Origin of the sequence: Paraburkholderia sp. J7, assembly GCF_905220155.1 — a bacterium.
GTDB lineage: Bacteria > Pseudomonadota > Gammaproteobacteria > Burkholderiales > Burkholderiaceae > Paraburkholderia.
Genome location: NZ_CAJMYZ010000033.1, coordinates 43,683 through 68,829, shown reverse-complemented (window position 1 = coordinate 68,829; position 25,147 = coordinate 43,683). Strand labels below are relative to the sequence as shown.

General features: G+C 66.7%; 22 protein-coding genes. 14 read left to right on the top strand and 8 right to left on the bottom strand.

Annotation, left to right across the window (positions count from 1 at the left end):
• Positions 1-544: 4Fe-4S dicluster domain-containing protein (locus U5A58_RS36355; protein ID WP_321964976.1), on the top strand; the 544-nt coding region annotated here is incomplete at its 5' end.
• A 96-nt stretch (positions 545-640) separates the two neighbouring features.
• Here U5A58_RS36355 and aroC read toward each other — a convergent pair.
• From aroC to U5A58_RS36340, 3 genes are all read right to left on the bottom strand, one after another.
• Entirely contained in the window at positions 641-1,741 is a 1,101-nt protein-coding gene (gene aroC, locus U5A58_RS36350) for a chorismate synthase (RefSeq protein WP_321909107.1), read from the bottom strand.
• A gap of 147 nt (positions 1,742-1,888) precedes the next feature.
• A complete protein-coding gene (locus tag U5A58_RS36345; RefSeq protein WP_321909109.1) occupies positions 1,889-3,874 on the bottom strand; it encodes an MFS transporter in 1,986 nt (661 codons plus the stop codon).
• A 112-nt stretch (positions 3,875-3,986) separates the two neighbouring features.
• Positions 3,987-4,442, bottom strand: coding sequence for a CBS domain-containing protein (locus tag U5A58_RS36340; protein WP_028214657.1), 456 nt, complete (start codon positions 4,440-4,442; stop codon positions 3,987-3,989).
• Positions 4,443-4,761: 319 nt separating this feature from the next.
• Here U5A58_RS36340 and U5A58_RS36335 point away from each other — a divergent pair, with 319 nt between their 5' ends.
• The 3 genes from U5A58_RS36335 (at position 4,762) to U5A58_RS36325 (ending at position 7,348) form a co-directional block, all read left to right on the top strand.
• Positions 4,762-6,096, top strand: coding sequence for an O-acetylhomoserine aminocarboxypropyltransferase (locus tag U5A58_RS36335; RefSeq protein WP_321909213.1), 1,335 nt, complete (start codon positions 4,762-4,764; stop codon positions 6,094-6,096).
• On the top strand, positions 6,093-6,932 hold the full coding sequence (locus tag U5A58_RS36330; protein WP_321964975.1) for an alpha/beta hydrolase: 840 nt from the start codon (positions 6,093-6,095) through the stop codon (positions 6,930-6,932). Before U5A58_RS36335 ends, U5A58_RS36330 begins: the two co-directional genes overlap by 4 nt.
• Before the next feature lie 95 nt (positions 6,933-7,027).
• Complete coding sequence (locus U5A58_RS36325) at positions 7,028-7,348, top strand: Mpo1-like protein (RefSeq protein ID WP_158757479.1); 321 nt, start codon at positions 7,028-7,030, stop codon at positions 7,346-7,348.
• A gap of 46 nt (positions 7,349-7,394) precedes the next feature.
• Here the strand turns inward: U5A58_RS36325 and U5A58_RS36320 are convergent, their stop codons facing one another.
• Positions 7,395-8,696 carry a YihY family inner membrane protein gene (locus U5A58_RS36320; RefSeq protein ID WP_321909112.1) on the bottom strand — a complete coding sequence of 434 codons (1,302 nt, stop codon included), beginning with the start codon at positions 8,694-8,696 and terminating at the stop codon, positions 7,395-7,397.
• A 93-nt stretch (positions 8,697-8,789) separates the two neighbouring features.
• Here U5A58_RS36320 and wrbA point away from each other — a divergent pair, with 93 nt between their 5' ends.
• The 4 genes from wrbA (at position 8,790) to U5A58_RS36300 (ending at position 12,260) form a co-directional block, all read left to right on the top strand.
• On the top strand, positions 8,790-9,407 hold the full coding sequence (wrbA, locus tag U5A58_RS36315; RefSeq protein WP_321964974.1) for an NAD(P)H:quinone oxidoreductase: 618 nt from the start codon (positions 8,790-8,792) through the stop codon (positions 9,405-9,407).
• 68 nt (positions 9,408-9,475) lie between these two features.
• A complete protein-coding gene (locus tag U5A58_RS36310) occupies positions 9,476-9,832 on the top strand; it encodes a DUF2069 domain-containing protein (RefSeq protein WP_321909214.1) in 357 nt (118 codons plus the stop codon).
• A gap of 119 nt (positions 9,833-9,951) precedes the next feature.
• Positions 9,952-11,388, top strand: a complete 1,437-nt coding sequence (locus U5A58_RS36305) for an FAD-binding oxidoreductase (protein ID WP_321964973.1) — start codon at positions 9,952-9,954, stop codon at positions 11,386-11,388.
• 65 nt (positions 11,389-11,453) lie between these two features.
• The gene (locus U5A58_RS36300; RefSeq protein WP_321964977.1) at positions 11,454-12,260 is read left to right on the top strand and encodes a metallophosphoesterase; all 807 of its coding nucleotides are present in this window, start codon (positions 11,454-11,456) and stop codon (positions 12,258-12,260) included.
• A 22-nt stretch (positions 12,261-12,282) separates the two neighbouring features.
• Here the strand turns inward: U5A58_RS36300 and U5A58_RS36295 are convergent, their stop codons facing one another.
• Entirely contained in the window at positions 12,283-12,426 is a 144-nt protein-coding gene (locus tag U5A58_RS36295; RefSeq protein WP_199272076.1) for a hypothetical protein, read from the bottom strand.
• Between the two features lie 162 nt (positions 12,427-12,588).
• Entirely contained in the window at positions 12,589-13,527 is a 939-nt protein-coding gene (locus tag U5A58_RS36290) for a LysR family transcriptional regulator (protein WP_321909118.1), read from the bottom strand.
• Between the two features lie 156 nt (positions 13,528-13,683).
• Between U5A58_RS36290 and U5A58_RS36285 the strand changes: the two genes are divergently transcribed.
• The 6 genes from U5A58_RS36285 (at position 13,684) to U5A58_RS36260 (ending at position 21,670) form a co-directional block, all read left to right on the top strand.
• Positions 13,684-15,294 carry an efflux transporter outer membrane subunit gene (locus tag U5A58_RS36285; RefSeq protein WP_321964972.1) on the top strand — a complete coding sequence of 537 codons (1,611 nt, stop codon included), beginning with the start codon at positions 13,684-13,686 and terminating at the stop codon, positions 15,292-15,294.
• Positions 15,295-15,305: 11 nt separating this feature from the next.
• Positions 15,306-17,564 carry an FUSC family protein gene (locus U5A58_RS36280; protein WP_321964971.1) on the top strand — a complete coding sequence of 753 codons (2,259 nt, stop codon included), beginning with the start codon at positions 15,306-15,308 and terminating at the stop codon, positions 17,562-17,564.
• Positions 17,551-17,754 (top strand): DUF1656 domain-containing protein, encoded by a 204-nt coding sequence (locus U5A58_RS36275; RefSeq protein WP_199272088.1) that lies wholly within the window; start codon positions 17,551-17,553, stop codon positions 17,752-17,754. Before U5A58_RS36280 ends, U5A58_RS36275 begins: the two co-directional genes overlap by 14 nt.
• A 40-nt stretch (positions 17,755-17,794) precedes the next feature.
• The gene (locus U5A58_RS36270; protein WP_028208048.1) at positions 17,795-18,658 is read left to right on the top strand and encodes an HlyD family secretion protein; all 864 of its coding nucleotides are present in this window, start codon (positions 17,795-17,797) and stop codon (positions 18,656-18,658) included.
• A gap of 281 nt (positions 18,659-18,939) precedes the next feature.
• Positions 18,940-19,575: a hydrogenase maturation protease gene (locus U5A58_RS36265; RefSeq protein ID WP_321964970.1), complete on the top strand. Its 636-nt coding sequence runs from the start codon at positions 18,940-18,942 to the stop codon at positions 19,573-19,575.
• A 193-nt stretch (positions 19,576-19,768) separates the two neighbouring features.
• The gene (locus U5A58_RS36260; protein WP_321964969.1) at positions 19,769-21,670 is read left to right on the top strand and encodes a propionate--CoA ligase; all 1,902 of its coding nucleotides are present in this window, start codon (positions 19,769-19,771) and stop codon (positions 21,668-21,670) included.
• A 4-nt stretch (positions 21,671-21,674) separates the two neighbouring features.
• Here U5A58_RS36260 and U5A58_RS36255 read toward each other — a convergent pair whose 3' ends face one another.
• Both U5A58_RS36255 and U5A58_RS36250 read right to left on the bottom strand, forming a co-directional pair.
• A complete protein-coding gene (locus U5A58_RS36255) occupies positions 21,675-22,493 on the bottom strand; it encodes a 5'-methylthioadenosine/adenosylhomocysteine nucleosidase (RefSeq protein ID WP_321964968.1) in 819 nt (272 codons plus the stop codon).
• A 41-nt stretch (positions 22,494-22,534) separates the two neighbouring features.
• Positions 22,535-24,916 carry a UvrD-helicase domain-containing protein gene (locus U5A58_RS36250; protein ID WP_321964967.1) on the bottom strand — a complete coding sequence of 794 codons (2,382 nt, stop codon included), beginning with the start codon at positions 24,914-24,916 and terminating at the stop codon, positions 22,535-22,537.
• Positions 24,917-25,147 lie beyond the last annotated feature (231 nt).

Genomic DNA, 25,147 nt, shown 5'->3' with positions numbered 1-25,147 from the left:
CTACCCGGAAGCGTTCAAGCAGTCGTGGCTCCACACCGAGCTGTACAAGGCGCGCAACTTCAAGCAGTGGATGAGCAAGGGCCTGTATCTCGGCACGCTGATGGTCGGCATCGAGCAGAAGCTGCTGGGCGGCAACGTGCCGTGGACGCTGCATCACCAGCACCGCGATCACGAGATGCTCAAGCCCGCTTCGCAATGCAAACCGATCGAGTATCCGAAGCCCGACGGCAAGCTCACGTTCGACCGGCTCTCCTCGGTGTTCATCTCGAACACGAACCACGAAGAGAATCAGCCCGCGCACCTGACGCTCAAGGACGCAAGCGTGCCCGTGAACGTGAACCTGCGCACCTACGCGGGCCCCGAAGCGCGCTTCTGCCCGGCCGCGGTGTACGAGTTCATGAAGAACGACGACGGCAGCGACCGTCTGCAGATCAACGCGCAGAACTGCGTGCACTGCAAGACCTGCGACATCAAGGACCCGACGCAGAACATCGTGTGGGTCACGCCGGAAGGTGGCGGCGGTCCGAACTATCCGAACATGTAAGTTCGGCAAGCGAAAAAAAGCCGCTTCAGGTGTGAGCCTGAAGCGGCTTTTTTGTTGCTCGCGCAACGAGTGCGGCTCGCGCCGCACGGGCAAACATCACTCGTCGCTTGCCGCGATCTTCGGCGTCGTCACGACGACGTCGGCATTCTGCGCGCGGTGGCGCAGCGCGTGATCGATCAGCACCAGCGCGAGCATGGCCTCGGCGATCGGCGTCGCGCGAATGCCCACGCACGGGTCGTGGCGGCCAAAGGTCTCGACCGTCGCGGGGTCGCCCGCCTTGTCGATCGAGCGGCGCGGCGTGCGGATGCTCGAGGTCGGCTTGATGGCGATCGACACGGTGATGTCCTGCCCCGTCGAAATGCCGCCGAGCACGCCGCCAGCGTGGTTGCCGTGAAAGCCGTTCGGCGTGAGCTCGTCGCCGTGCACCGAGCCGCGCTGCGCGACGCTCGCGAAACCCGCGCCGATCTCCACGCCCTTCACCGCGTTGATACCCATCATGGCGTGCGCGATGTCGGCGTCGAGCCGGTCGAACAGCGGTTCGCCCCAACCCACCGGCACGCCGCTCGCCACCACGTTCACGCGCGCACCGATCGAGTCGCCGTCCTTGCGCAACGCGTCCATGTAGTCCTCGAGCTGCGGCACGACGTCGGCGTTCGGCACGAAGAACGGATTCTCGTGCACGTGCTCCCAGCTCACGAACGGCACGTCGATCTCGCCGAGCGCGCGCATGTAGCCGCGCACTTCCACGCCAAAGCGCTCGCGCAGCCACTTCTTCGCCACCGCGCCCGCCGCGACGGTGGGCGCGGTGAGGCGCGCCGACGAACGGCCGCCGCCGCGATAGTCGCGAATGCCGTACTTCTGCCAGTAGGTGTAGTCGGCGTGACCGGGACGGAAGGTCTCGACGATGTTGCCGTAGTCCTTGCTGCGCTGATCGGTGTTGCGGATCAGGAGCGCGATAGGCGTGCCCGTTGTGCGCCCTTCGAACACGCCCGAGAGAATCTCGACCTTGTCCTCTTCCTGGCGCTGCGTCACGTGACGCGACGTGCCAGGGCGGCGGCGGTCCAGGTCGATCTGGATATCGGCTTCGGTGAGCGCCAGGCCGGGCGGGCAGCCGTCGATGACGCAGCCAATGGCCGGACCGTGGGATTCGCCGAAAGTGGTGACGGTGAAAAGCGTACCGAGCGTGTTGCCGGACATGGCGGTCGTCCAAAGTGAATCGGGGAATCCAGCATTATGCCAGCCCGCGCGCGGCGACGCCCGACCGCGCGGTTGGGCGAAAAGGCGGCGCGACGCCGGTTTGGGCGGCACAGCCTGCCGCCCCGCGTGCCCCGCATGCCCCTTGCGTCAGCGCCGCGCGCCGCGCAGCTCCGCCACCGTCTCCTGCAAGCGCTCGAGCGTGGCGTCCGCCGCCGCGATCGGCTCGCCCACCGCGAGCGTCAAACGGCTCGTCAAACCCCGTCGTAGCGGCCGGTCCTGCCCGGATGCCGGAAAGCGCGAGAACGCGCTGCCCCACAGCCCGCGCAACGCCAACGGCACGACGGGCACCGGCGTGCGCCGCAAGATCTCGGTCACGCCGTGGCGGAACGGGTTCATGTCGCCCGTGCGCGTGAGCTTGCCTTCCGGAAAAATGCAGACAAGATCGCCCTCGGCCAGCGCAGCCGCGCACGCGTCATAGGCAGCGGCAAGCGCAGCCGGATCTTCGTGAGCGGGCGCAATCGGAATGGCCTTGGCGTGACGGAACACCCAGCCGAAGAACGGCGAACGGAAGATCTGCTGATCCATCACGAAGCGGATCGGCCGCGGGCTCTCGGCCATGATCACGATCGCATCGACATAACTCACGTGGTTGCAGACGAGCACCGCCGCGCCCTCGGCCGGTATACGTTCGGTGTGCACGAGCCGCACGCGGTAGACCGTGTGCACGAGCACCCACGCCACGAAACGCAGCAGGAATTCGGGCACGAGCGTGTAGATGTACGCCGCCACGACGATATTGAGCAGCGCCGTGGTGAGGAAAATGCCCGGAATGCCGACGCCTGCGGACGTGAGCGCCATCGCCATGAGCGCCGAGACGATCATGAAGAGCGAATTGAGGATGTTGTTCGCGGCGATGATGCGGGCGCGGTGGCTGGGCGCGCTGCGGCTCTGGATCAGCGCGTAGAGCGGCACGCTGTAGAAGCCGCCGAACATGGCGAGCAGGAACAGGTCGGCGAGCACGCGCCAGTGCGCGGCAGTGCGCAGGAATTCGCCCACCGAAAGCAGATGCGAAGCGGCCGGCAACGCATGGCTCGCAAAGAAGAGATCGATGCCGAACACGCTGATCCCGATCGAGCCAAGCGGCACGAGGCCCACCTCGATGCGCCGCCGCGAGAGCCGCTCGCACAGCAGCGACCCCGAGCCGATGCCAAGCGAGAACATCGCGAGCAGCACGGTCACGACGTCGGGATCGGCCGACATCACATCTTTGGCGAAATTGAAGAACGACGCCAGAAACGTCGCGCCGACAAACCAGAGCCACGAGATGCCGAGCAGGCTCAGAAACACGGTGCGGTTTCCGTGGGCGAGGCGCAGGTTGCGCCAGGTTTCGGAAAACGGGTTCCAGTTGATGCGCAGATCCGGCTGCGACGGCTCGCACGGCGGCACGAAAGCCGAGGCCACCCGCCCCACGAGCGCGATGACGATGCACATGCCGCCGAGCCACCATGCGCCAAGCGGCGGCCCAGCGTCGGCATGCGCGGACGCGGGATCCATCGCCCCGATACCCGCCGCCACGCCGCCCACGATCGTGCCAAGCAGAATCGCGACGAACGTGCCCATCTCGACGAGCCCGTTGCCGCCAACCAGTTCTTCGGGCGTGAGCCGCTGCGGGAGGTACGCGTACTTGACCGGCCCGAACACCGTGGAATGCACGCCCATCAGGAACGTGCACGCATACAGCAGCGGCGCGCTGTGCATCCAGAAACCGGCCGCGCCGATCAGCATGACCGCGATCTCGAAGGTCTTGACCCAGCGCGTGAGCATCGCCTTGTCGTACTTGTCGGCGACCTGGCCCGAGGTCGCGGAAAACAGCACGAACGGCAAAATGAAAATGGCCGAGATCAGAAACGCGACCGTCTTCGGATCGACGCCGGAAAACCGCGCAGCCTGATACGTGACGAGCGACGTAAAGCCGATCTTGAACACGTTGTCGTTCATCGCCCCAAGGAACTGTGTCCAGAAAAACGGCGCGAAACGGCGCTGGCGCAGCAGCGTGAATTGCGATGCGTGATCACCCTCATGGTGCGCTTTGCGCTTGTCGCGCTGCGCCGCTGGCATCGGTCTATCGTTCATCGAGTAGGAGTCGCACTGACGGAATTCGTGAGGCCCAGACGCGAAAAAGCGCGCCTGACGCGCGCTTTTTCATGCTGACCAACCCAGGCGTTGGACGGAAGGACGGCTGCGCTCAGCGCGCCGGCTGGCGTTCCTCTTCCGGCCAGTCGCGAATATAGGCCTTGAGCAGCTTGTTTTCGAAGCCCTGCGCTTCCACCACGGCCTTCGCCACGTCGTAGAACGAGATCACGCCCATGAGCGAGCGGCTTTCCATGACCGGCAGATAGCGCACGTGATGCTCGAGCATCATGCGGCGCACTTCGTCGACCTCGGTTTCCGGCGTGCAGGTGATCGGATGATCGTCCATGACCTTGCGGATCGTCGTGGTGCCGACGCTGCCGCCGTTCGCGCGCAGCGTAAGGATGATCTCGCGGAACGTGAGCATGCCGACCAGATCGCCGTACTCCATGACGACGAGCGAGCCGATATCGTGCTCGGCCATGGTGTTGACTGCCTCGTGCAGCGCAGTATCGGGCGTGACGGTGAAGAGCGTATTGCCCTTCACCTTGAGGATGTCGCTGACACGCATGATGTGTCTCCAGGAATGCCGCTAGTAATGGGGGAAATGCTGAAAAGATGCCTACCTCATTCGATCCTAGCGGAAAGATTGTTAAAAGGAAAGCCGCGCGGCGGGCGGTCCACGGCGCTCCGAAACGTCTGCCGAAACCCGTGGCGAAAGGTTTTCCGGCGCAAGACTGGCCGCCCGCGCGGCCTCGCGGGCAGACACGCGGGCGGCCCTCCATCGGGCCCGAAAAACGCCTGGCCGGGCGTCCCCGCGCCCCGCCGCCGGTGTTACGATGCCCTTCACCCTCGACACCAGGTCGGTTCGCGCCGGCCGCGCCGCCACGATGTCATCGAATCCCGATAGCCGTTTCGACACGCTCGCGCTGCATGCCGGCGCAGCGCCCGACCCCGCCACCGGCGCCCGCGCGACGCCGATCTACCTCACCACCTCGTTCTCGTTTCGCGACACCGACCACGCCGCCGCGCTCTTCAACATGGAGCGGGCGGGCCACGTGTATTCGCGCATCTCGAACCCGACCGTCGCTGTGTTCGAAGAGCGCGTGGCCGCGCTCGAAGGCGGCGCGGGCGCGATCGGCACCGCGAGCGGCCAGGCGGCGCTGCATCTCGCGATCGCCACGCTGATGGGCGCGGGCTCGCACATCGTCGCCTCGGCGGCGCTTTACGGCGGCTCGCACAACCTGCTGCACTACACGCTCAAGCGCTTCGGCATCGAGACGACCTTCGTGAAGCCCGGCGACCTCGACGCCTGGCGCGCGGCGCTGCGGCCCAACACGCGCCTGCTGTTCGGCGAAACGCTCGGCAATCCGGGCCTGGACGTACTCGACATCGAAGCCGTCGCGCACATCGCGCACGAGCACGGCGTGCCGCTCCTCGTCGATTCGACGTTCACCACGCCTTACCTGCTGCGCCCCTTCGAGCATGGCGCGGATTTCGTCTATCACTCGGCCACCAAGTTCCTCGGGGGCCATGGCACGACGATCGGCGGCGTGCTCGTGGATGGCGGCACGTTCGACTTTGAAGCGTCGGGCCGCTTTCCCGAACTCACCGAGCCCTACGCGGGCTTTCACGACATGGTGTTCAGCGAGGAAAGCACGGTCGCGCCGTTCCTGCTGCGCGCGCGCCGCGAGGGCCTGCGCGACTTCGGCGCGTGCCTGCATCCGCAGGCCGCCTGGCAGTTGCTGCAAGGCATCGAAACGCTGCCGCTGCGCATGGAACGGCATGTGGCGAACGCGCGGCGCATCGTCGAATTTCTCGCTGCGCACGAGGCGGTCGAATCGGTTGCGTGGCCCGAACTGCCGAGCCATCCCGATTACACGCTGGCCAAACGTCTGCTGCCGCGCGGCGCGGGCGCCGTGTTCAGCTTCAACTTGCGCGGGGCACGCGAGGCAGGCAAGCGCTTCATCGAATCGCTCACGCTGTTCTCGCACCTGGCCAACGTCGGCGACGCGCGCTCGCTCGTGATCCACCCTGCCTCGACCACGCATTTCCGCATGGACGCCGCGGCGCTGGCCGCCGCCGGCATCGCAGAAGGCACGATCCGGCTCTCGATCGGGCTCGAAGACCCCGCCGACCTGGTCGACGACCTCAAGCGCGCGCTGAAGGCGTCGCAGAAAGCGCAAGCGTCGAAGGCCAAGGCCGCCGGCAAGGAGGCGTCATGATCGTCGATGTCGCCGGCAAGCCGGTCTATGCCTACACGGCCTCACGCGCGATCGACCCCGCGCTGCCGTTCGCGGTGTTCGTCCACGGCGCGCAGCACGACCATAGCGTCTGGGGGCTGCAATCACGCTATTTCGCGAACCACGGCTTCAATGCGCTGGCCGTCGATCTGCCCGGCCACCTGCGCAGCGCGGGCCCGGCGCTCACGAGCATCGGCGCGCTCGCCGACTGGGTGGCTGCGCTGCTCGACGCGGTGAACGCGCCGCAGGCCTTCGTCGCCGGCCACAGCATGGGCTCGCTCATCGCGCTCGAATTCGCGGCCCGCCATCCTGAGCGCGCGCAGCGCATCGCCCTGCTCGCCACCGCGTTTCCGATGACGGTCGCGCCCACCTTGCTCGAAGCCGCGCGAGAGCGCGAGCCGGAGGCGATCGCGCTCGTCAACGCGTGGTCGCACTCGACGCTTGCCGCCAAGCCGTCGAGCCCCGGGCCCGGTTTCTGGCTGCGCGGCATGAACCAGCGGCTGATGGAGCGTGTCGCCGCGCGCGGCGAAACGCAGCTTTTCCACACCGATTTCGCGGCGTGCAACGCTTACGCGGATGGCCTCGCTAGTGCAGCGAAGGTGCGCTGCCCGGTGCGCCTGATCGTCGGCAAACGCGACGCGATGACGCCCCCACGCGCGGCGCGCGCCCTCGCCGACGCCTTCGCGCAAGCCGGCTCGCCGGTGGACACCGTCACGCTGGACGCGGGCCACGCGCTGATGACCGAGCAGCCCGATGCAACGCTCGACGCGCTCTACGCTTTTGCAACGCAGCAGGTGCCGCGCGTGGGCAACGGCTGAGATTTAGACGCCTGCCCTGGTTGCACGGTCGTTCGGAACGCCGGAAAATGGCCGAATCAACCATCCCCTGCGGCCCACGCAGAAAGGAGGAGACAATGCAACCCACCACGCATACCGAGCATTTTTCGAGCTTCGCGGAGTTCTATCCGTTCTACCTGAGCGAGCATAGCCATCCCGTTTCGCGGCGGCTGCATTTCATCGGGTCGCTCGGCGTGATCGGCTTCGTCTGCATGGCGATCGCCACGGGCAACTGGCTCTGGCTGCCGCTTGCCATCGTGTGCGGCTACGGCTTCGCGTGGGTCGGACATTTCAAGTTCGAGAAGAACCGCCCGGCCACCTTCCGTCACCCCATCTACAGCCTGATGGGCGACTGGGTCATGTTCGCGGATATCTGCCGCGGCAAGATCTCTCTCTGATCGCGATCGGATGCGGTGGCGCGCCTCTCGCAGGCGCGCCGTACCGTCACGCCGCCGGGTGCGGGAGCACCGGCGCGTGCTCTTCCGTTAGCGCCGGGAAACGCCGCGTCGCAATCAGCGACGCGAGTGAAATTGACAGCCTGTCGTTGTCGAGCGCGCCTAGCAGCATGGGCGCGTCGATGCTGCTCGACTTGAGCTGATACGCCAGTTCCTCGCGATCGATCGCGAAGCGGTCGAAGATGCGCGCCACCGTGATGCGCGCGGGATTGCCGATCAGCAGGAACAGCGTTTTCGCGCGGTCGTCCTGTTCGAGACGCCCCACGAGTTCATCTTCTTCGAGACCGTTGATCAGGCGTGTGACCGTGGCCAGGTCGCGCCGCAGCAGTTGCGCGAGTTGCTCGGTCGTGCGGCCCGGCTCGCCCGCTTCCCGCGCTTCGGCGAGGCCCGCCAGCAGTTCGAGCGCATCGAGCAGATCGCTGCCCGGAAAGCGCGGCCGGTCGAAGCGCCCGGTGCGGATTTCGGGCAACGCCGAGGTGATCATCGCGCCCACGAGCGTGATGAACCAGCTCAGGTACATCCAAAGCAGGAACATCGGCGCGGCCGCGAACGCGCCATAAACGGCCGTATAGGTCGGAATGCGCCGCACGTAGTAGCCGAAGCCGCGCTTGGCCGCCTCGAACGCAATCGCCGCGGCGATGCCGCCCACCAGCGCGTCGCGCCACTGCACGCGGCAGTTCGGCAGGTACACATAGAGCATCGCGAACGCGAGCGCCGTGAGCGGCAGCGAAGCGCCGAAGAGCATCCAGTCGAGAATGACCGAAACGTGCTGCTCGGTCGCGATCACAGCGGAACGCGTGAACACGTAGGAAGAGATCGACAGGCTCACGCCGATCAGGATCGGCCCGAGCGTGAGGATGGCCCAATAAACGAGCACGCGCTGCGCGAACGGCCGCGCCTTGCGCACGCGCCAGATCAGGTTGAAGGCCGACTCCACGGTCATCATGGTCATGACCGACGTGACGAAGAGCACGATCATGCCCATTGTCGTGAGGCCCTTGGCCTTCGAGGCGAACTGGTTCAGGTACTTGAAGATCTGGCTGTTGATCTGCGCCGGCATGAGGTGGTCGGCGAGAAAAGCCTGCAGCGAATTCTGGAACGACGCGAAGATCGGGAACGCGGTGAAGAGCGCGAATGCGACCGTGGCGAGCGGCACGAGCGAGAGCAGCGTGGTGAACGTGAGGCTGCCCGCGACCTGCGGAATGCGATCTTCGCGGCTGCGCCGCGCCGCGAAGCGAGCGAGCCGCTTCACGATGTCCAGATCGATCTTCACTGTCGACAGCACATCCATTGGCCCGTCTTCCTCGCCACCGTGAACACTTTGACTGCCGCGCGGCGGCGGCAAACCCAACCCCTATAATATCCCGTCCACCGACGAGGCCCGATGAAACCGATTCTTGTGCTCTACTACAGTCGACATGGCGCAACCCGCGAGCTCGCGCGCGCAATTGCCCAGGGTATCGACAGTGTTCCCGGCGCCGAGGCGCGCGTGCGCACGGTGCCACCCGTCTCGACGGTCTGCGAGGCCACCGCGCCCGATATCCCCTCCGACGGGCCGCCCTACGTCGAACTGCGCGACCTCGAGGAATGCGCGGGTCTCGCACTCGGCTCGCCCACGCGCTTTGGCAATATGGCCGCGCCGCTCAAGTACTTTCTCGACGGCACGACGCCCCAGTGGCTTTCGGGCGCGCTCGCGGGCAAGCCCGCGTGCGTGTTCACGTCGACGGGCAGCCTGCACGGCGGCCAGGAAAGCACGCTGCTCTCGATGATGTTGCCGCTGCTCCATCACGGCATGCTGCTCGTGGGCATCCCTTACACCGAAAGCGCGCTCACGACTACGCAGGGCGGCGGCACGCCCTACGGCGCCTCGCATCACGCGCGCCACGACGCGCGCGGCCACGGCTTGAGCGCCGACGAGAAGACGCTCGCGAGCGCGCTGGGCGTACGGCTTGCGCGCGCGGCGCTCGCGCTCGCCGCCACTGAGCCGGGCCAGCGGCCGTGAATGCCAGCGCGGAGAGCGTCACCGAGCCCATCGCCCAGCGTCGCGGCGTCGCGCTCGGCGCCTTTGCGATGCTCGCCGCGCTCACGCTGCTGTGCATCGCGTGGGAATGGCGGCTCGCGCCACTGCGCCCGGGCGGCAGCGCGCTCGTGCTCAAGGCGGTGCCGCTCGCCATTGCGCTGCCCGGCGTGCTGCGACGCAGGCTCTACACGCTGCAATGGGCGGCGATGCTCGTGCTGCTCTACTTCGCGGAGGGCATCGTGCGCGGCATGACCGATCCCGCGCCCGGCAACCGGCTCGGCTGGGTGGAAGTCGCACTTTCGCTCGGCTTCTTCGCGTGCGCGCTTGCCTATGTCGCGCCGTACAAGCGTGCCGCGAAACGTGCTGCAAAACCTGCCGCAAAGTCCGCGAAGCGCGAGTCGGCCTGAGCGGCTCTCGCCACCGCGCACGCTGCGTGAAGGCTATCGCCGTGTCACACTAGGCGTTTGAGCTTCACGACAATCGTGCCGCGCGCCAGCCCAGCGCAGGCGCGACACTCCGAGACACCATGACCGACTCCACCCCGACCGCCAGCCCAGCCTTTCTCGACGCCTGCGCCGCCGCCATCGGCGCGCAAAACGTACTGACCGACGCGCACGACACCGCGCCCTACCTCGCCGACTGGCGCCGCCGCTACCAGGGCGCGGCCTTCGCCGTGCTGTGCCCGGCCAACGCGCAGGAAGTGGCCGCTGTCGTGAAGCTCGCGCACGCGCATCGTGTCGCGCTCGTACCGCAGGGCGGCAACACGGGTCTCGCGGGCGGCGCAACGCCCGACGCGAGCGGCAGCCAGGCCGTGCTGAGCCTGCGCCGACTGAACCGCGTGCGCGAAATCGACGCGCACAACAACACGATCACCGTCGAAGCCGGCGTGATCCTCGCTGAAGTCCAGGCGCGCGCGAAGGATGCGGGCCGCCTCTTCCCGCTGTCGCTTGCTGCCGAAGGCAGCTGCACGATCGGCGGCAATCTGTCGACCAACGCCGGCGGCACCGGCGTGCTGCGCTACGGCAACACGCGCGAGCTGTGCCTCGGCCTCGAAGTCGTCACGCCACAAGGCGAGATCTGGGACGGCCTGCGCGGGCTGCGCAAGGACAACACCGGCTACGATCTGCGCGATCTCTTCATTGGTGCGGAGGGCACGCTCGGCATCATCACCGCCGCCGTGATGAAGCTGCATCCGCTGCCGGCCGCGCGCGTCACCGCGCTCGCCGCGCTCGGCTCGGCGCACGCGGCGCTCGACTTCCTCGCGCTCGCGCAGCGCTACGCCGGACCGCTGCTCACGGGCTTCGAGCTGATGTCGGACTTCTGCATGCAGCTCGTCGGCCGTCATTTCCCGCAAATGCGTTATCCGTTCGCGGAGCATCACGAACAGGTCGTGCTGCTCGAACTCTCGGATAACGAAAGCGAGGAACACGCACGCGCACTCTTCGAGCGGCTCATGGAAGACGCGCTCGAACAAGGTCTCGTGGAAGACGCCGTGGTCGCCGAAAGCCTCGCGCAGTCGCAGGCGTTCTGGAATATCCGCGAGCACATTCCGCTCGCGCAGGCGCAGGAAGGGTTGAACATCAAGCACGATATCGGCGTGCCGATCTCGCGCATCGGCCATTTCATCGAGGAAACCGACGCCGAGATTGCCCGCACGGTGCCCGGCGCGCGCATGGTCACGTTCGGCCATCTCGGCGACGGCAATCTGCATTACAACGTGCAGGCGCCCGAAGGCGGCGACCCGAAGCGCTTCCTCGCCGAAAACGAGAAAACGCTCAACCGTATCGTCTACGACAGCGTGGACCGCCATCGCGGCACGATCAGCGCCGAACACGGGCTCGGGCAGTTGAAGATCGACGAGAACATGCACTACAAGAGCGAGGTCGAAATTGCGCTCATGCGTGCGATCAAGACCGCGCTCGATCCGTTGAACCTGATGAATCCGGGGAAAGTGCTGCCCTGATCGAAGGAGCGAGAATCGTGGAAGACCCGGTGAAAGACTCGGTGAAAGACCCGGTGAAAACCCCGCTGAAGATCCGCGTGCTGTCCGACCTGCATCTCGAGCAGGACGAGCCCGTCACGATCCCGCATGCGCAGGCCGATCTCGTCGTGCTTGCGGGCGACATCCACAATCACGGACTCGGTTTGCGTTGGGCGGCGGAGACGTTCGATCCGCAGGTGCCGGTGGTGTACGTGCCCGGCAATCACGAGTACTACGACGGCGATCTCGGCGCGCTGGAAACGGCGATGCGCGACGCCGCCGCCACGCTCGACAACGTGCATTTCCTCAACGACGGCGTGTATGTCGATCCGGCGGGCCGCTTCCGCGTGCTCGGCACGACGCTGTGGGCGGACTTCGCGCTCTTTGGCGCCGACGACGCCGCGCGCGAAGCCGCCATTGCGGCCGCGATGCGCGTGATGCTCGACTTTCGCGGCTTGATCCAGGTGTCCTGGCCCGATAGCCCGCAAGCGCTGGCGCGCGACTTCACGCCAGCCGACTCGCTTGCGCTCCATGCGCGTTCGCGCGCGTGGCTCGAAGCGGAACTCGCGAAGCCCTTCGCGGGCGAGACGATCGTGGTGACGCACCACGCGCCGCACAGGCAAAGCCTTGCGCCGCGCTATGCGGAAGATCGGGTGTCGGCGGGATTCGTGAGCGATCTCGACGCGCTCGTGCGCGCGCCTGTCGCGCTATGGATACATGGCCATACGCATACGTGCTTCGACTACACGGTCAACGGCACGCGCGTGGTGTGCAATCCGCGCGGCTATCGCGACCGCCGCACGGGGCAGCCGGAGAATCCGGCCTTTGCATGGGACAAGGTGGTGGACATCTAGCGAGGCGAATGCGCCTGCGGGTTTAGTGCATGCGCGCGTCGTCGCGGCGCACGCGCAGCGTCACGGGCTGCAGCTGCGCGCGGCGCATGCGCAGCAGATCGCGCGATGCCGCGATGCCGATCAGGCCCATCATCACGGCGATGCCGATCATCAGATGCGTATCCATGTCAATTCCCGGTGTTGGCAGAAAGAAGGTTGCGTGAAACAGTCCCGCTACCTTACCAAGCCGCCGCGCCGCCGGGCGTAAGCAAGTGTTGCCATCTGCGCAAGCTGTAACAGGCTGTCACAGCCCGCGCGCGCCTCTTGATCAAGCGCAGGCGCAGCCGCCTCAGGTGCGTGCGAACTGGCGCAATTCGTTCTGATCGCGTGCGAGCGTCGACGGCATGCTCTCGCGCAGCAGTTCGACCCATGTGCGGATCTTCGCGTCGAGATACTGGCGCGACGGGTACACCGCAAAGACGTTCATCTCCTGCGACTTGTACTCCGGCAGGATCCACTGCAGCTCGCCGCTGCGCAGACCGCTGATCGCCGAATAGATCGGCAGCAGGCCCACGCCCATGCCCTCGCGCACGGCCACCGCCATCGCCTCCGCCACGTTCACCTGGAAAGTCGCCGCGCCGAGATCGACCGTGGCCTCGCCTTCGGGGCCCGTGAAATGCCACTGGGCGGTCGGGAACACGGGCGTCACCATCTGCAGGCAGGTGTGCTGCGCGAGATCGGCGGGCTTTTGCGGCACGCCGCGCTTCTCCAGATACGCAGGTGAAGCCACCGCGATGCTGAACGCGCTCGCGAGCCGCTGCGACACGAAACCCGAATCCGGCAGATCGGTTGCGACCACGAGGGCCACGTCATACCCCTCGTCGAGCAGATCCGGCATGCGCTGCGCGAGCGTCAGTTCCACGTGCACGTCAGGATAGCGCTGCTGATACTGCCCCACCGCCGGCACCACATAGTGCTGGCCGAAGCTCGTCATGGCATGGACCTTGAGCTTGCCCGAGGGGCGCGCATGCGCGTCGCCGGCTTCCGCTTCCGCCTGATCGACGTAGGCGAGGATCTGCTCGCAGCGCTGCAGGTAGCGCTCGCCCGCCTCGGTGAGCGCGATGCGGCGCGTCGTGCGGTTCAAGAGGCGCGTGCGCAGATGCGCCTCCAGATCGGACACCGCGCGCGAGGCGTAAGCCGTGGTCGTGTTCAGGTATTGCGCCGCGCCCGTGAAGCTGCCCGCCTCCACCACCCGGACGAATACACGCATGTTTTGAAGCGTATCCATACCAATCCTCTATCTGACTCACGAATTGTTTCATATTTCGTAAGATCGATTGTCTCATGTTTCGTAAAAATGCCTTGCATCCTTACCGGTTATTCACCAATCGCGCAAAAAATATAATGACGCACAGTGATTCATAGTCAAGATAAGGAGTAAATCGTGCAGTCTCCGGTACCGAAAGGACTAGCCGCACTCACGGTTCTTACGTTCTCGTTGATAATCGCGGGCTGCGCCAGTACCGGGGGCATCGCACCGCAAGCGAAGCAGGCCGAAGCCGCGCAACTCGACGCCGGATCGGCGATCCGCGCGGCCAACACCGAAGCGAGCTGGCCCGCCAGCGACTGGTGGCGCGGCTACAACGACCCTCAACTGAACGCCTGGATCGAGGCCTCCGTGGCCGGCAACCCCTCGCTTGCCGCCGCCCAGGCGCGCGTGCGCGAAGCCCGCTCGATGGTGGGCGTGGCCCAGGCCGGGCTCCTGCCGCAAATCAACGGCAGCATGTCCATCCAGCGCCAGCAATGGTCCGACAACATCTACTACGGACCGGGGTCGCTCGCGGGCTCGAACACGTGGAACAACACGGCCACGCTCGGCCTCTCGTATCACCTCGACCTCTGGGGCCAGGACAAGAACAACGCCGAGCGCGCGCTCGACGTGGCGCACGCCACGGCTGCGGACGCGCGCGCGGCGCAGCTCGAACTCGAAGTCAATGTCACGCGCACCTACATCGAGATGTCGATGAACTACGCGCTGCTCGACATTGCGAAGCAAACGCTCGGCCAGCAGCAGCGTATTCTCGCGCTCGCGCAAAAGCGTCTCGCGGGCGGCATCGGCACCCAGCTCGAAGTGAGCCAGGCGCAAACGCCGCTGCCCGAGTACGAGCGCCAGATCGACGCGCTCGAAGAATCCATCGCGCTCGGCAAGAACCAGCTCGCGGCGCTCGCGGGCAAGGGCCCGGGCGCCGGCGAATTGATTGAGCGTCCCGCGCTCTCGCTCGCCGCACCCGCGGGCCTGCCTTCGGCGCTGCCCGCGCAGTTGATCGGCTATCGCCCCGACGTGGTCGCGGCGCGCTGGCTCGTCGCCGCGCAAGCGCGCGGCATCGACGTCGCGAAGGCCGACTTCTATCCGAACGTGAACCTGCTCGTTTCGATGGGCGGCTACGCGGCGGCCGGCCCGCTGTTCCAGTTCCTCAAGTCGATGAGCGGCAGTTACGCGGCCGGCCCCGCGTTCTCGCTGCCGATCTTCGACGGCGGACGCCTGCGCGCGCAGCTCGGCGCGCAGTCCGCCGCGTACGACATCGCCGTCGATCAGTACAACCAGACGATCGTCACCGCGCTCAAGGAAATCGCCGATCAGGTCGTGCGCATGCGCTCGCTCGCGACCCAGGAAGACGATGCGCACCGCTCGGTCTCAGCCGCGCAGCGCAACTACGATCTCGCGCAGGAAGGCTTCCGCCGTGGCCTGACCGACTATGTGAACGTGCTGATTGCGCAAACCCAGCTGCTGCGCGCGCAGGAAGGCGTGGCGCACATCCAGGCCGAGCGCCTCGCCGCACACGCCACGCTCGTCGCGGCGCTGGGCGGCGGCATGATCGACGCCTCGAGCGATGCCGCAGCGAAAGGCCCGACCGACGCCGAGCAACTGCCCGCGCATGGCAAGAAGACACGCGACGTGCCGCTGATGCCCGCGGCGCTGCTCGCGCCGCACGGCTCGCATGCCTCGTCCGGTCCCGACGCCGCCGATGCCAGCGCATCGGGCGCGCCGCACTAAGGCAGCCGAAGATGCAGGCGTCCACCTCCTCACCTTCGCAGCCGGGCGGCCAAAGCCTCTACGCCGCGCTCGCCGACTGGGCGCGCACCGACGGCCTCGTCTGGATCTATCTCTTCAAGGCGATCGCCGCCGCCCTGCTCGCGCTCGGCATCGCCATGAAGCTCGACCTGCCGCAGCCGCGCACGGCCATGACGACCGTGTTCATCGTGATGCAGCCGCAAAGCGGCCCGGTGTTCGCAAAGAGCTTCTACCGGCTGTGCGGCACGCTCGTGGGCCTCGTCGTGATGCTCGCGCTGATCGGCCTCTTCGCGCAACAGCCGGAACTCTTCATCGTCTCGACGGCGCTGTGGGTCGGGCTGTGCACCGCGGGCGCGGCGCGCAACCGCAACTTCCGCTCGTACGGCTTCGTGCTCGCGGGCTATACGGCGGCGCTCATCGGCATTCCGGCCTCGCAGCATCCCGACGGCGCGTTCATGTCGGCCATGACGCGCGTGGGCGAGATCTCGATCGGCATTCTCTGTTCGGGCTTCGTCAGCGCCGTGGTGTTTCCGCAGTTTACGGGCGAGCTGCTGCGCTCGAACGTGCGGCGCCGTTTCTCGTCGTTCGTCGATTACGTGTCCGCAGCGCTCGCCGGTCGTATCGATCGTTCGCACATCGAAGCGAGCAATGCGCGCTTCGTCGCCGACGTCGTGGGCCTCGAAGCGAACCGCAGCATGGCCGTGTTCGAGTCGCCCGACGCGCGCATGCGCTCGGGGCGCCTCGCGCGTCTGAACACCGAGTTCATGACGGCCTCCACGCGCTTTCACGCGCTGCATCAGTTGATGAACCGTCTGCGCGCGGACGGCTCCGTGGTCACCGTCGATGCGCTCGAACCGTACTTCCGCGAGATCGCGCCGCTGTTCGCGAAAGCGGGCGAGCCGGTGCTCACAGCCGCGGATGCAACGCACGTCTCGAAGCAACTCGAAGACTACCGCTCGGCGCTGCCGAAGCGCGTGCGCGCGACGCGCGCCGAACTCGAAGCGCAAGGCAATGCTCGCCTGCTCGACTTCGACACCGCGACGGAGCTGTTCTACCGCTTCGTGCACGAAATGACCGAGTACACGGCCACCTACGCCTCGCTTGCCGTCGACACGCACTCGCGCGAAAAATGGATTGCGCGCTACGTGCCGAAGACGAACCTGATCGCAGCAGGCGTGTCGGGCGTGCGCGCCGCGATCGTGATGACGCTGCTCGGCGCGTTCTGGATCGCCACCGCATGGCCGAGCGGCTCGACCCTCGTGCTCAATGCCGCCGCGACCTGCGCGCTTGCCTCGGCGGCACCGCAGCCCTCGCGCATGGCGACGCAGATGGCGCTCGGCACCGTGCTCGCGTCGCTCGTCGGCATGGTTCTCACGTTCGGCGTGTTTCCGCATATCGACGGCTTCGCCATGCTGTGCGTCGCGCTCACGCCCGCGCTCGCGCTCGGCGTGTTCCTCACGACGCGCCCGAAGTACGCGGGCTACGGCGTGGGCTACTGCATCTTCCTGTGCTTTCTCGCGGGCCCGGACAACGTCGTGCAGTACAACCCGAGCAGCTATATGAACGATGCGCTCGCGCTGATCGCGTCGATGGCGGTCTCGGCGCTCGCGTTCGCCGTGCTGCTGCCGCCTTCCACGCCGTGGCTGCGTCGGCGACTGCTCGCCGACCTGCGCGGCGGCGCCGTGCAGGCCTGTCGCGCGCGCCTGAAGGGACTGCGCAACCGCTTCGAGAGCGGCGCGCGCGACCTGATGTTCCAGCTCTCGGCGATTGCCGGCAACGACGACGCTCAACGCCGCGACACGCTGCGCTGGCTCTTCTCGACGCTCGAAGTGGGCAACGCCGCGCTCGATCTGCGCAACGAACTGGCCACGCTGCCCGCGCATCCGCAGTACGCACGGGGAACGGCATGGCGCGTGGCGATCGACGCGACGCTCAAGGCCGTGGGCGCGCTCTTCGAGCGCCCAAGCGAGGCACGTTACCGCGCCGCGCTCGCGGCAACCGTCCACGCCATCGACGCAAGTCAGAGCGTGCTGCAAGGCATGTGGAAGCCCAACGCAGCGAGCGCGCCCGAGCGTGGCGACACGCCGCCTCGCGAAGAGCGCCACCAGCTGCAGCGCATCCAGAGCCATCTGCATTTCATCCGCACCGCGCTCATCGACCCGCAATCGCCGCTCGCGGCCTATGCGGGCAGCGAGGGCGCGAGTGCCCGTCAACCTCATGAAGACAATCGGGGAGCCAATCATGCCTCGTGACGTCGCGTTTCTCGACGCCTATATCCCGGCGATCGTGCTGCTCTTCATTCTGGGCGCGGCGATCACCTGGGTGCTCGATTCCGTGCTGGCCAGAACCGGCCTGTATCGGGTCGTGTGGCACCCGTCCCTCTTTCGCGTGAGCCTGCTCGTGGTCGTGTGCTGCGTGCTCGGCCTCGCGGTTTATCACTAAATGCGCCGCTCAACGCATCGCTGAACGAATCAACCGAATCATGACAATCCGCAACCTCATTGGCTTTATCGCGACGGCCATCATCTTCGTCGTCGCCATTCTGGTCGGGCGCGTCCTGTGGGTTCACTACATGGACGAGCCGTGGACCCGCGACGGCCGCGTGCGCGCCGAAGTGGTGAACATCGCCCCCGACGTCTCGGGCGCCGTGGTCGAGCTGCCCGTGAAGGACAACCAGTTCGTGCACAAGGGCGACCTGCTCATGCAGATCGACCCGTCGCACTATCAGATCGCCGTCGAGCAGGCCGAAGCCGCCGTGGCCGCGCGCAAGGCCGAGCTGACCATGCGCCAGGACGACGCGCGCCGCCGCGCCGATATGGACAGCGAAGTGGTCTCGGCGGAGAACCGCGAGAACGCTTCGCACACGGCAAACTCGGCACAGGCGCAATATCAGCAGGCCATCGCCGCGCTCGACGCCGCCAAGCTGAACCTCGAACGCACGCGTGTGGTCTCGCCGGTGGACGGCTACATCACGAACCTGCAGGTATTCCAGGGCGACTACGCGATCTCGGGCCAGGCCAAGCTCGCCGTGGTGGACAGCCATTCGTTCTGGGTCTACGGCTACTTCGAAGAAACCAAGCTGCCGCACGTGAAGGTCGGCAACAAGGCCGATATCAAGCTGATGAGCGGCGGCACGCTCGAAGGTCACGTGGAAAGCATCTCGCGCGGCATCTACGACCGCGACAATCCGCAAAGCCGCGAACTGCTCGCCGACGTAAACCCCACGTTCAACTGGGTGAGGCTCGCGCAGCGCGTGCCGGTACGCATTCATATCGACAAGGTGCCGGACGACATGGTGCTCGCGGCCGGCACGACCTGCACGGTGGTGGTGAAGCCGGGGACGTGATCGCACGGTAACGGAGACCGCTGGCCGCGCACGCGCCGCCAGCCGGACGACGCAAAAGCGCACGCAAAAGGGGAACGCCAGTTTGGCGTTCCCCTTTTTTGTTGCTGCGCGCAGACGGAGTGTTAGCGGCTGCCGCACGTTGTTCTGACGGCCAATCGATGAGTATTGCAAAACATTGTCCTTATCACGATAAAACCTATCTCGATTGATACGCATCAACAGAGATTTCCCGAATTACTCGGATTATTCCTATTCGCAAACGCTCCTTACCCGCCCTCAACGTGATCCCTCGCCTACATCGCCCCCCCGAAATCGGCAACATCCCGCAGGCAACGCGCGAGCCCGGCGCCGTGCGCGCCTTCGCGCACCGTGCGCTGGCCGGGCTCGCGAACCGCCGGGCCCTCGCGCCGCAGCGCGTGGTCGTGCTCGGCCTCGGCAACGTTCAATGGGGCGATGCTGGCGTGGGCGTTCTGGCGCTAGAGCGGTTGAAGACGCATTGGCAATGCCCCGCCCAGGTCGAACTCGTGGAAGGCGGCACGCGCGGCCGTGCGCTCTTGCCTGTCGTCGAATCCACCCAGCGCTTGATCGTGCTCACGGCAATCGATTTCGGGCTCGCGCCGGGCGCGCTTCGCGTGCTCACCGGCGACGCGGCGGCTGAACGTCTCTACATGTGCCGTCCGAGCCGCCCAGGCATGGGTTTCGCCGATGCGCTCGCCTGCGCGCAGTTGAGCGGCCGCTCGCCGCGCGAGTTCGTGCTGATCGGCGTGCAGCCGCAGGCCAGCGACTGTTACGGCGCGAGCTTGTCGAGCCTGGTGCGCGCGCAACTCGATGCCACGGTCGAAGCCGCGCGCGGCTGGCTGCACCGCTGGCGCGCCGCCCCACTGCCGCGTCTCGCGCATCCTGACCTGCGCGGCTGAAAGCCGCGTACAGCCGTCATTGAAAATCTGCGGCAGAACACGCGGGAGAACCCGCGTTGCCCGCACGCATTGCACTGCACTATCCTGAAAAACTGCGCCAGATCCGGACCACTGCGCCGGACCACTGCGCCGGACCACTGGGCCGGGTCCCCGCACCGGTCGCCTGCACCATCAGCACGGGAGGAAGGCAGTCATGCGTTACCGCGATTTTCACCGCGAGTCGATCGCGAACCCCGACGACTTCTGGCGCCGCGAAGCCGCGCGTATCCATTGGGAGACGCCCTTCGACCAGGTGCTCGACCGCTCGAACCCGCCGTTCGCGCGCTGGTTCTGCGGCGGCCGCACGAACCTGTGCTTCAACGCCGTGGACCGCCATCTCTCGTCGCGCGCGCAGCAGAACGCGCTCGTCTACGTCTCGACGGAAACCGGCATCGAGCGCCGCTACACCTATGCCGACCTGCACGCCGAAGTGAACCGCATGGCCGCTGTGATGCGCTCGCTCGGCGTGGCGCGCGGCGAGCGCGTGCTGATCTATCTGCCGATGATTCCCGAGGCCGTGTTCGCCGTGCTCGCCTGCGCGCGCCTCGGCGCGATCCACTCGGTGGTGTTCGGCGGGTTCGCCGCGCCGAGCCTTGCTGCGCGCATCGACGATGCGAAGCCTGTGCTGCTCGTCGCCGCCGACGCCGGCGCGCGCGGCGGCAAGGTGATCGACTACACGCCGCTAGTGGACGAAGCGATGGCGCGCGCCGAATTCGCGCCGCCCAAGGTGCTGCTGATCGATCGCCAGCTCGCGCCCGAGCGGCTGAACGCGCCGTATCTCGTCGATTACGAGCCGCTGCGCGAACAGCACTACGACGTGCAGATTCCGTGCGAATGGCTCGAATCGAACGAGCCTTCTTATATCCTCTACACCTCGGGCACGACGGGCAAACCCAAGGGCGTGCAGCGCGACGTGGGCGGCTACGCCGTGGCGCTCGCCGCTTCGATGGAATACATCTTCGAGGGGCGCGCGGGCGACACGATGTTCACGGCGTCGGATATCGGCTGGGTGGTGGGTCATAGCTACATCATCTATGCGCCGCTGCTCGCGGGCATGACCACGGTGATGTACGAAGGCACGCCGATCCGCCCCGACGGCGGCATCTGGTGGCGGCTCGTCGAGCAGCACCGCATCAACCTGATGTTCACCGCCCCCACGGCCATTCGCGTACTCAAGAAGCAGGACCCGGCGCTCCTGCACTGCGCCGATCTTTCGAGCCTGCGCACGCTCTTTCTCGCGGGCGAACCGCTCGACGAGCCTACGGCGCAATGGATCTCGGACGCGCTTGGCAAGCCCGTCGTCGACAACTACTGGCAAACGGAAACCGGCTGGCCGATGCTCGCGATCCAGCGCGGCGTCGACCCCATGCCGCAAAAGCTCGGCTCGCCGGGCGTGCCCTGCTACGGCTACGACCTCGTGCTGCGCAACGAGCACACGGGCGAGCCCTGCGCGCAAGGCGAGAAAGGCGTGATCACGCTCGGCTACCCGCTGCCGCCCGGCTGCATGCAAACCGTGTGGGGCGGCGACGCGCGCTTCGTGAAGACGTACTGGGAAAGCGTGCCCGGCCAGCAGGTGTATTCGACCTTCGACTGGGGTGTGCAGGATAGCGACGGCTACGTGACGATCCTCGGCCGCACCGACGACGTGATCAACGTGGCGGGCCATCGTCTCGGCACGCGCGAGATCGAAGAGGCGATCTCGTCGCACGCGGCGGTCGCGGAAGTGGCCGTGGTGGGTGTGAACGATGCGGTAAAGGGTCAGGCCGCGCTGGCGTTCGTCGTGCTGCGCGACGCGAACGCGGCCGCCCATCCCGCCGATGCGCAAAAGCTCGCGCACGCGCTAGCCGTGACGGTGGACCGCCAGCTCGGCGCGATCGGCCGCCCCGCACGCGTGCACTTCGTGCCGATGCTGCCGAAAACCCGCTCCGGCAAGCTGCTGCGCCGCGCGATTGCGGCCCTCGCCGAAGGCCGCGATCCGGGCGAGCTGCCGACCATCGAGGACGCCTCCGCGCTGCAGTCGATTCGCGAGGCGGTCGGCGCGGGCAACAACGGTTGATCGCTTAACGCGCGCGCGGGCGGTACCCGGCGAGAAAGCGCTTGAGGATGCCGGTCGAATACGTGCCCGCGATATCGGTGAGGAAGCTCGAGAACGAGGTGCTCGCATGTTCGTCGGCGGTATCGGAGATCGTGCGCACGACCGCGCAGGGCACGTCGTACTCGTGACAGACCTGAGCGATCGCCGCGCCTTCCATCTCGACGGCGAGCGCATCGGGCAACTGCGCGCGCAGCGCGCCCACGGCGGCCGCGCTCGCCACGAACTGATCGCCGCTGATCACGAGCCCGCGGTGCACCTGCGGCGCCACGCTCGCAAGACGCGGCAACGCTGCGCCGAAATGCGCGGCGAGCGACGCGCCTTCCTCCGCGATGAAGCGCTCGCAGGCAGCGGCAAGCGCGTCGGCGAGCGCGCGGTCGGCGTCGAAGCGCGAACGCGCGAGCAGCGGAATCTCGTGGCGCGGAAAGAGCGGCTCGGCGTTCATGTCATGCTGGAGCAGCGTGTCGCCCACGACCACGTCGCCGACATGCACGCTCTCGCCCACGCCGCCCGCCACGCCCGTAAAAACGATCGCTTCCACATCGAATGCATGGATCAACGCGCTCGCCGTGGCCGCCGCCGCAACCTTGCCGACACGCGCGAGCGTCACCACGCAAGGCGCGCCATGCACCGTGCCGAGGTGATAGTCACGCCGGCCAAACGTGCGCGTGACGACCCCCGATTCAGCCTGCATCGCCGCGATCAGATCGCCGAGTTCCTGGGGCAGCGCGGCGAGCACGCCGAGCGGACGGGCGGCCGTGCCGCGCGCCTGGGTCGAAGAGTTCATTGTTGAATGGTGTCCGTCTGGTTCGTCAAAGGCTCGCGCGCTCACTCCACCGGCTGCAGCTTGGCCACCGCCAGCGCGAGCCACTTCTCGCCGTGGCGCTTGAAGCGCACCTGAGCCTTGGCGTCGGTGCCGCTGCCTTCGAGCGCCGTAATCGTGCCTTCGCCGAACTTCGTGTGGAACACACCCTGCCCCACACGGAAGCCCGTTTCGGCTGCGCGCTGCTCGTTGGCGAACGCGGGCGCCGGGCTCTTGTCCGCGATATAGGCGTCGCGCTCGCGACGGCCACCGCCGCTCTCACCATTGCCACCACCGCCCGGCTTCGAGAACCAGTCGCGGCCCCAGCCTGCGTTGTCGGAGCGTCCGCCCCAGCGCGCGCCCGCTTCGACCTTGGGCGTGAGCCACTTCAGCGACTCCTGCGGCAGCTCGTCGAAAAAGCGCGAGCGCACGTTGTAGCGCGTCTGGCCGTGCAGCAAGCGGCTCTGCGCGAACGAGATATAGAGCCGCTCCTTCGCGCGCGTGATCGCCACGTACATCAGGCGGCGCTCTTCTTCGAGGCCGTCGGCTTCCATCGCGCTGTTTTCGTGCGGGAACAGGCCCTCTTCGAGACCGGTGATGAAGACCGCCGTGAATTCGAGGCCCTTCGCGGCGTGCACCGTCATCAGCTGCACGGCGTCCTGGCCCGCCTGCGCCTGGTTGTCGCCGGCTTCGAGCGAGGCGTGCGAGAGAAAGCCCGCGAGCGGCGTCATGACGTCGGGGTTCTGCGCGGGGTCGGTGATCGTGGGCGCGTCGAGCACTTCGATTTCGCCGTCCTGCGAGACGAGCTCGGGCACCGCGCTCGCACCCGGACGCAGCGGAATCGAGCGCGCGGGCGTGTCGAGGCCATAGCCCGCTTCGCTCACGAACGCCGTGGCCGCGGTCACGAGTTCCTGCAAGTTCTCGAGCCGATCCTGCCCTTCGCGCTCGGTCTGGTAGAACTCGGCGAGGCCGCTCATGCGCACCGTGTATTCGACGGTTTCCGGCAGGCTCATCTGCGCCGTCTCGGCGCGCATCTTCGCGACCAGATTGGCGAACGAACTGAGGCTCGTGCCCGCCTTGCCCGTGACGTAGGGAATCGCCGCGGCCATCGAGCAGTTGTAGAGGCGCGCGGCATCCGCCAATTGCTCGATCGAGCGCGCGCCAATGCCGCGCGTGGGGAAGTTCACGACACGCGCGAACGCCGTGTCGTCGTTCGGATTGTCGATCAGGCGCAGATACGCGAGCGCATGCTTGACTTCCTGACGCTCGAAGAAGCGCAGCCCGCCGTACACCTTGTACGGCACGCCCGCGTTCACGAGCGTGTGCTCAATCGTGCGCGACTGCGCGTTGCTGCGGTAAAGAATGGCGATCTCGTGGCGCGCGAGCCCCTGGTTGATGAGCGCGCGAATCTCCTCGACGATCCAGCCCGCTTCCTGCGAGTCGGTCGCCGCCTCGTACACGCGCACCGGCTCGCCGTGGCCCGCATCGGTGCGCAGGTTCTTGCCCAGACGCCGCGAGTTATGCGCGATCAGGTAGTTGGCCGCATCGAGAATATGGCCGTGCGAACGGTAGTTCTGCTCCAGCTTGATCATGTGCTTCACGCGGAACTCGTTCTCGAAGTCGCGCATGTTGCCGACGTTCGCGCCACGGAACGCGTAGATCGACTGGTCGTCGTCGCCCACCGCGAAGATCGCGTTGCCCGGCCCCGCGAGCAGCTTGAGCCACGCGTACTGGAGCTTGTTGGTGTCCTGGAACTCGTCCACCAGAATGTCGCGAAAACGCCCCTGATAGTGCGCACGCAGCGGCGGGTTGTACGCGAGCAGCTCGTAGCAGCGCAACAGCAGCTCGGCGAAGTCGACCACGCCTTCGCGCTGGCATTGCTGGTCGTAGGCTTCGTAGAGTTCGACGAACTTGCGGTTGAAGTCGTCGCTCACGTCCACGTCCTTCGGACGCAGGCCCTGCTCCTTCGCGTTGTTGATGAAGTACTGCAGGTTCTTGGGCGGGTACTTCTCGTCGTCGACGTTCAGGCCCTTCATCAAACGCTTAATGGCCGAGAGCTGGTCGGCGGTGTCGAGAATCTGGAAGGTCTGCGGCAGGCCGGCGTCGCGGAAATGCGCGCGCAGCATGCGGTTGCACAGGCCGTGGAACGTGCCGATCCACATGCCGCGCGTGTCGATGGGCATCATCGCCTGAAGGCGGCTCATCATTTCGCGCGCGGCCTTGTTCGTGAAGGTCACGGCCAGAATGGTGGACGGCGAAGCCATGCCCTGCTGGATCAGCCACGCAATGCGCGTGATCAGCACGCGCGTCTTGCCGCTGCCGGCCCCGGCCAGAATGAGCGCCGGTTCGTTGGGCAACGTGACGGCGGCGAGTTGTTCGGGGTTCAGGTTCGCGAGCAGTTCGGGCATGGGCTGAAAAGGAGCGTGCCCCTGGGGACATCACCGCAGGGACGTGGCGCGCGGCAAAGGCGCGCCGTTGAATGGCAGACCGCCATTATAAGTGCGCGCGCACGCGGCGGCTTGGGTGGCCCGGGCGTCGCGCGTCGGCCCACGCTCGGCCCGCGCTTGGCCCGGCCTCGGCTGGCACGTCGGCTCCGACAGGACTTCCCCTTATAATCGAACGTTTCCGCATCCCTTTTT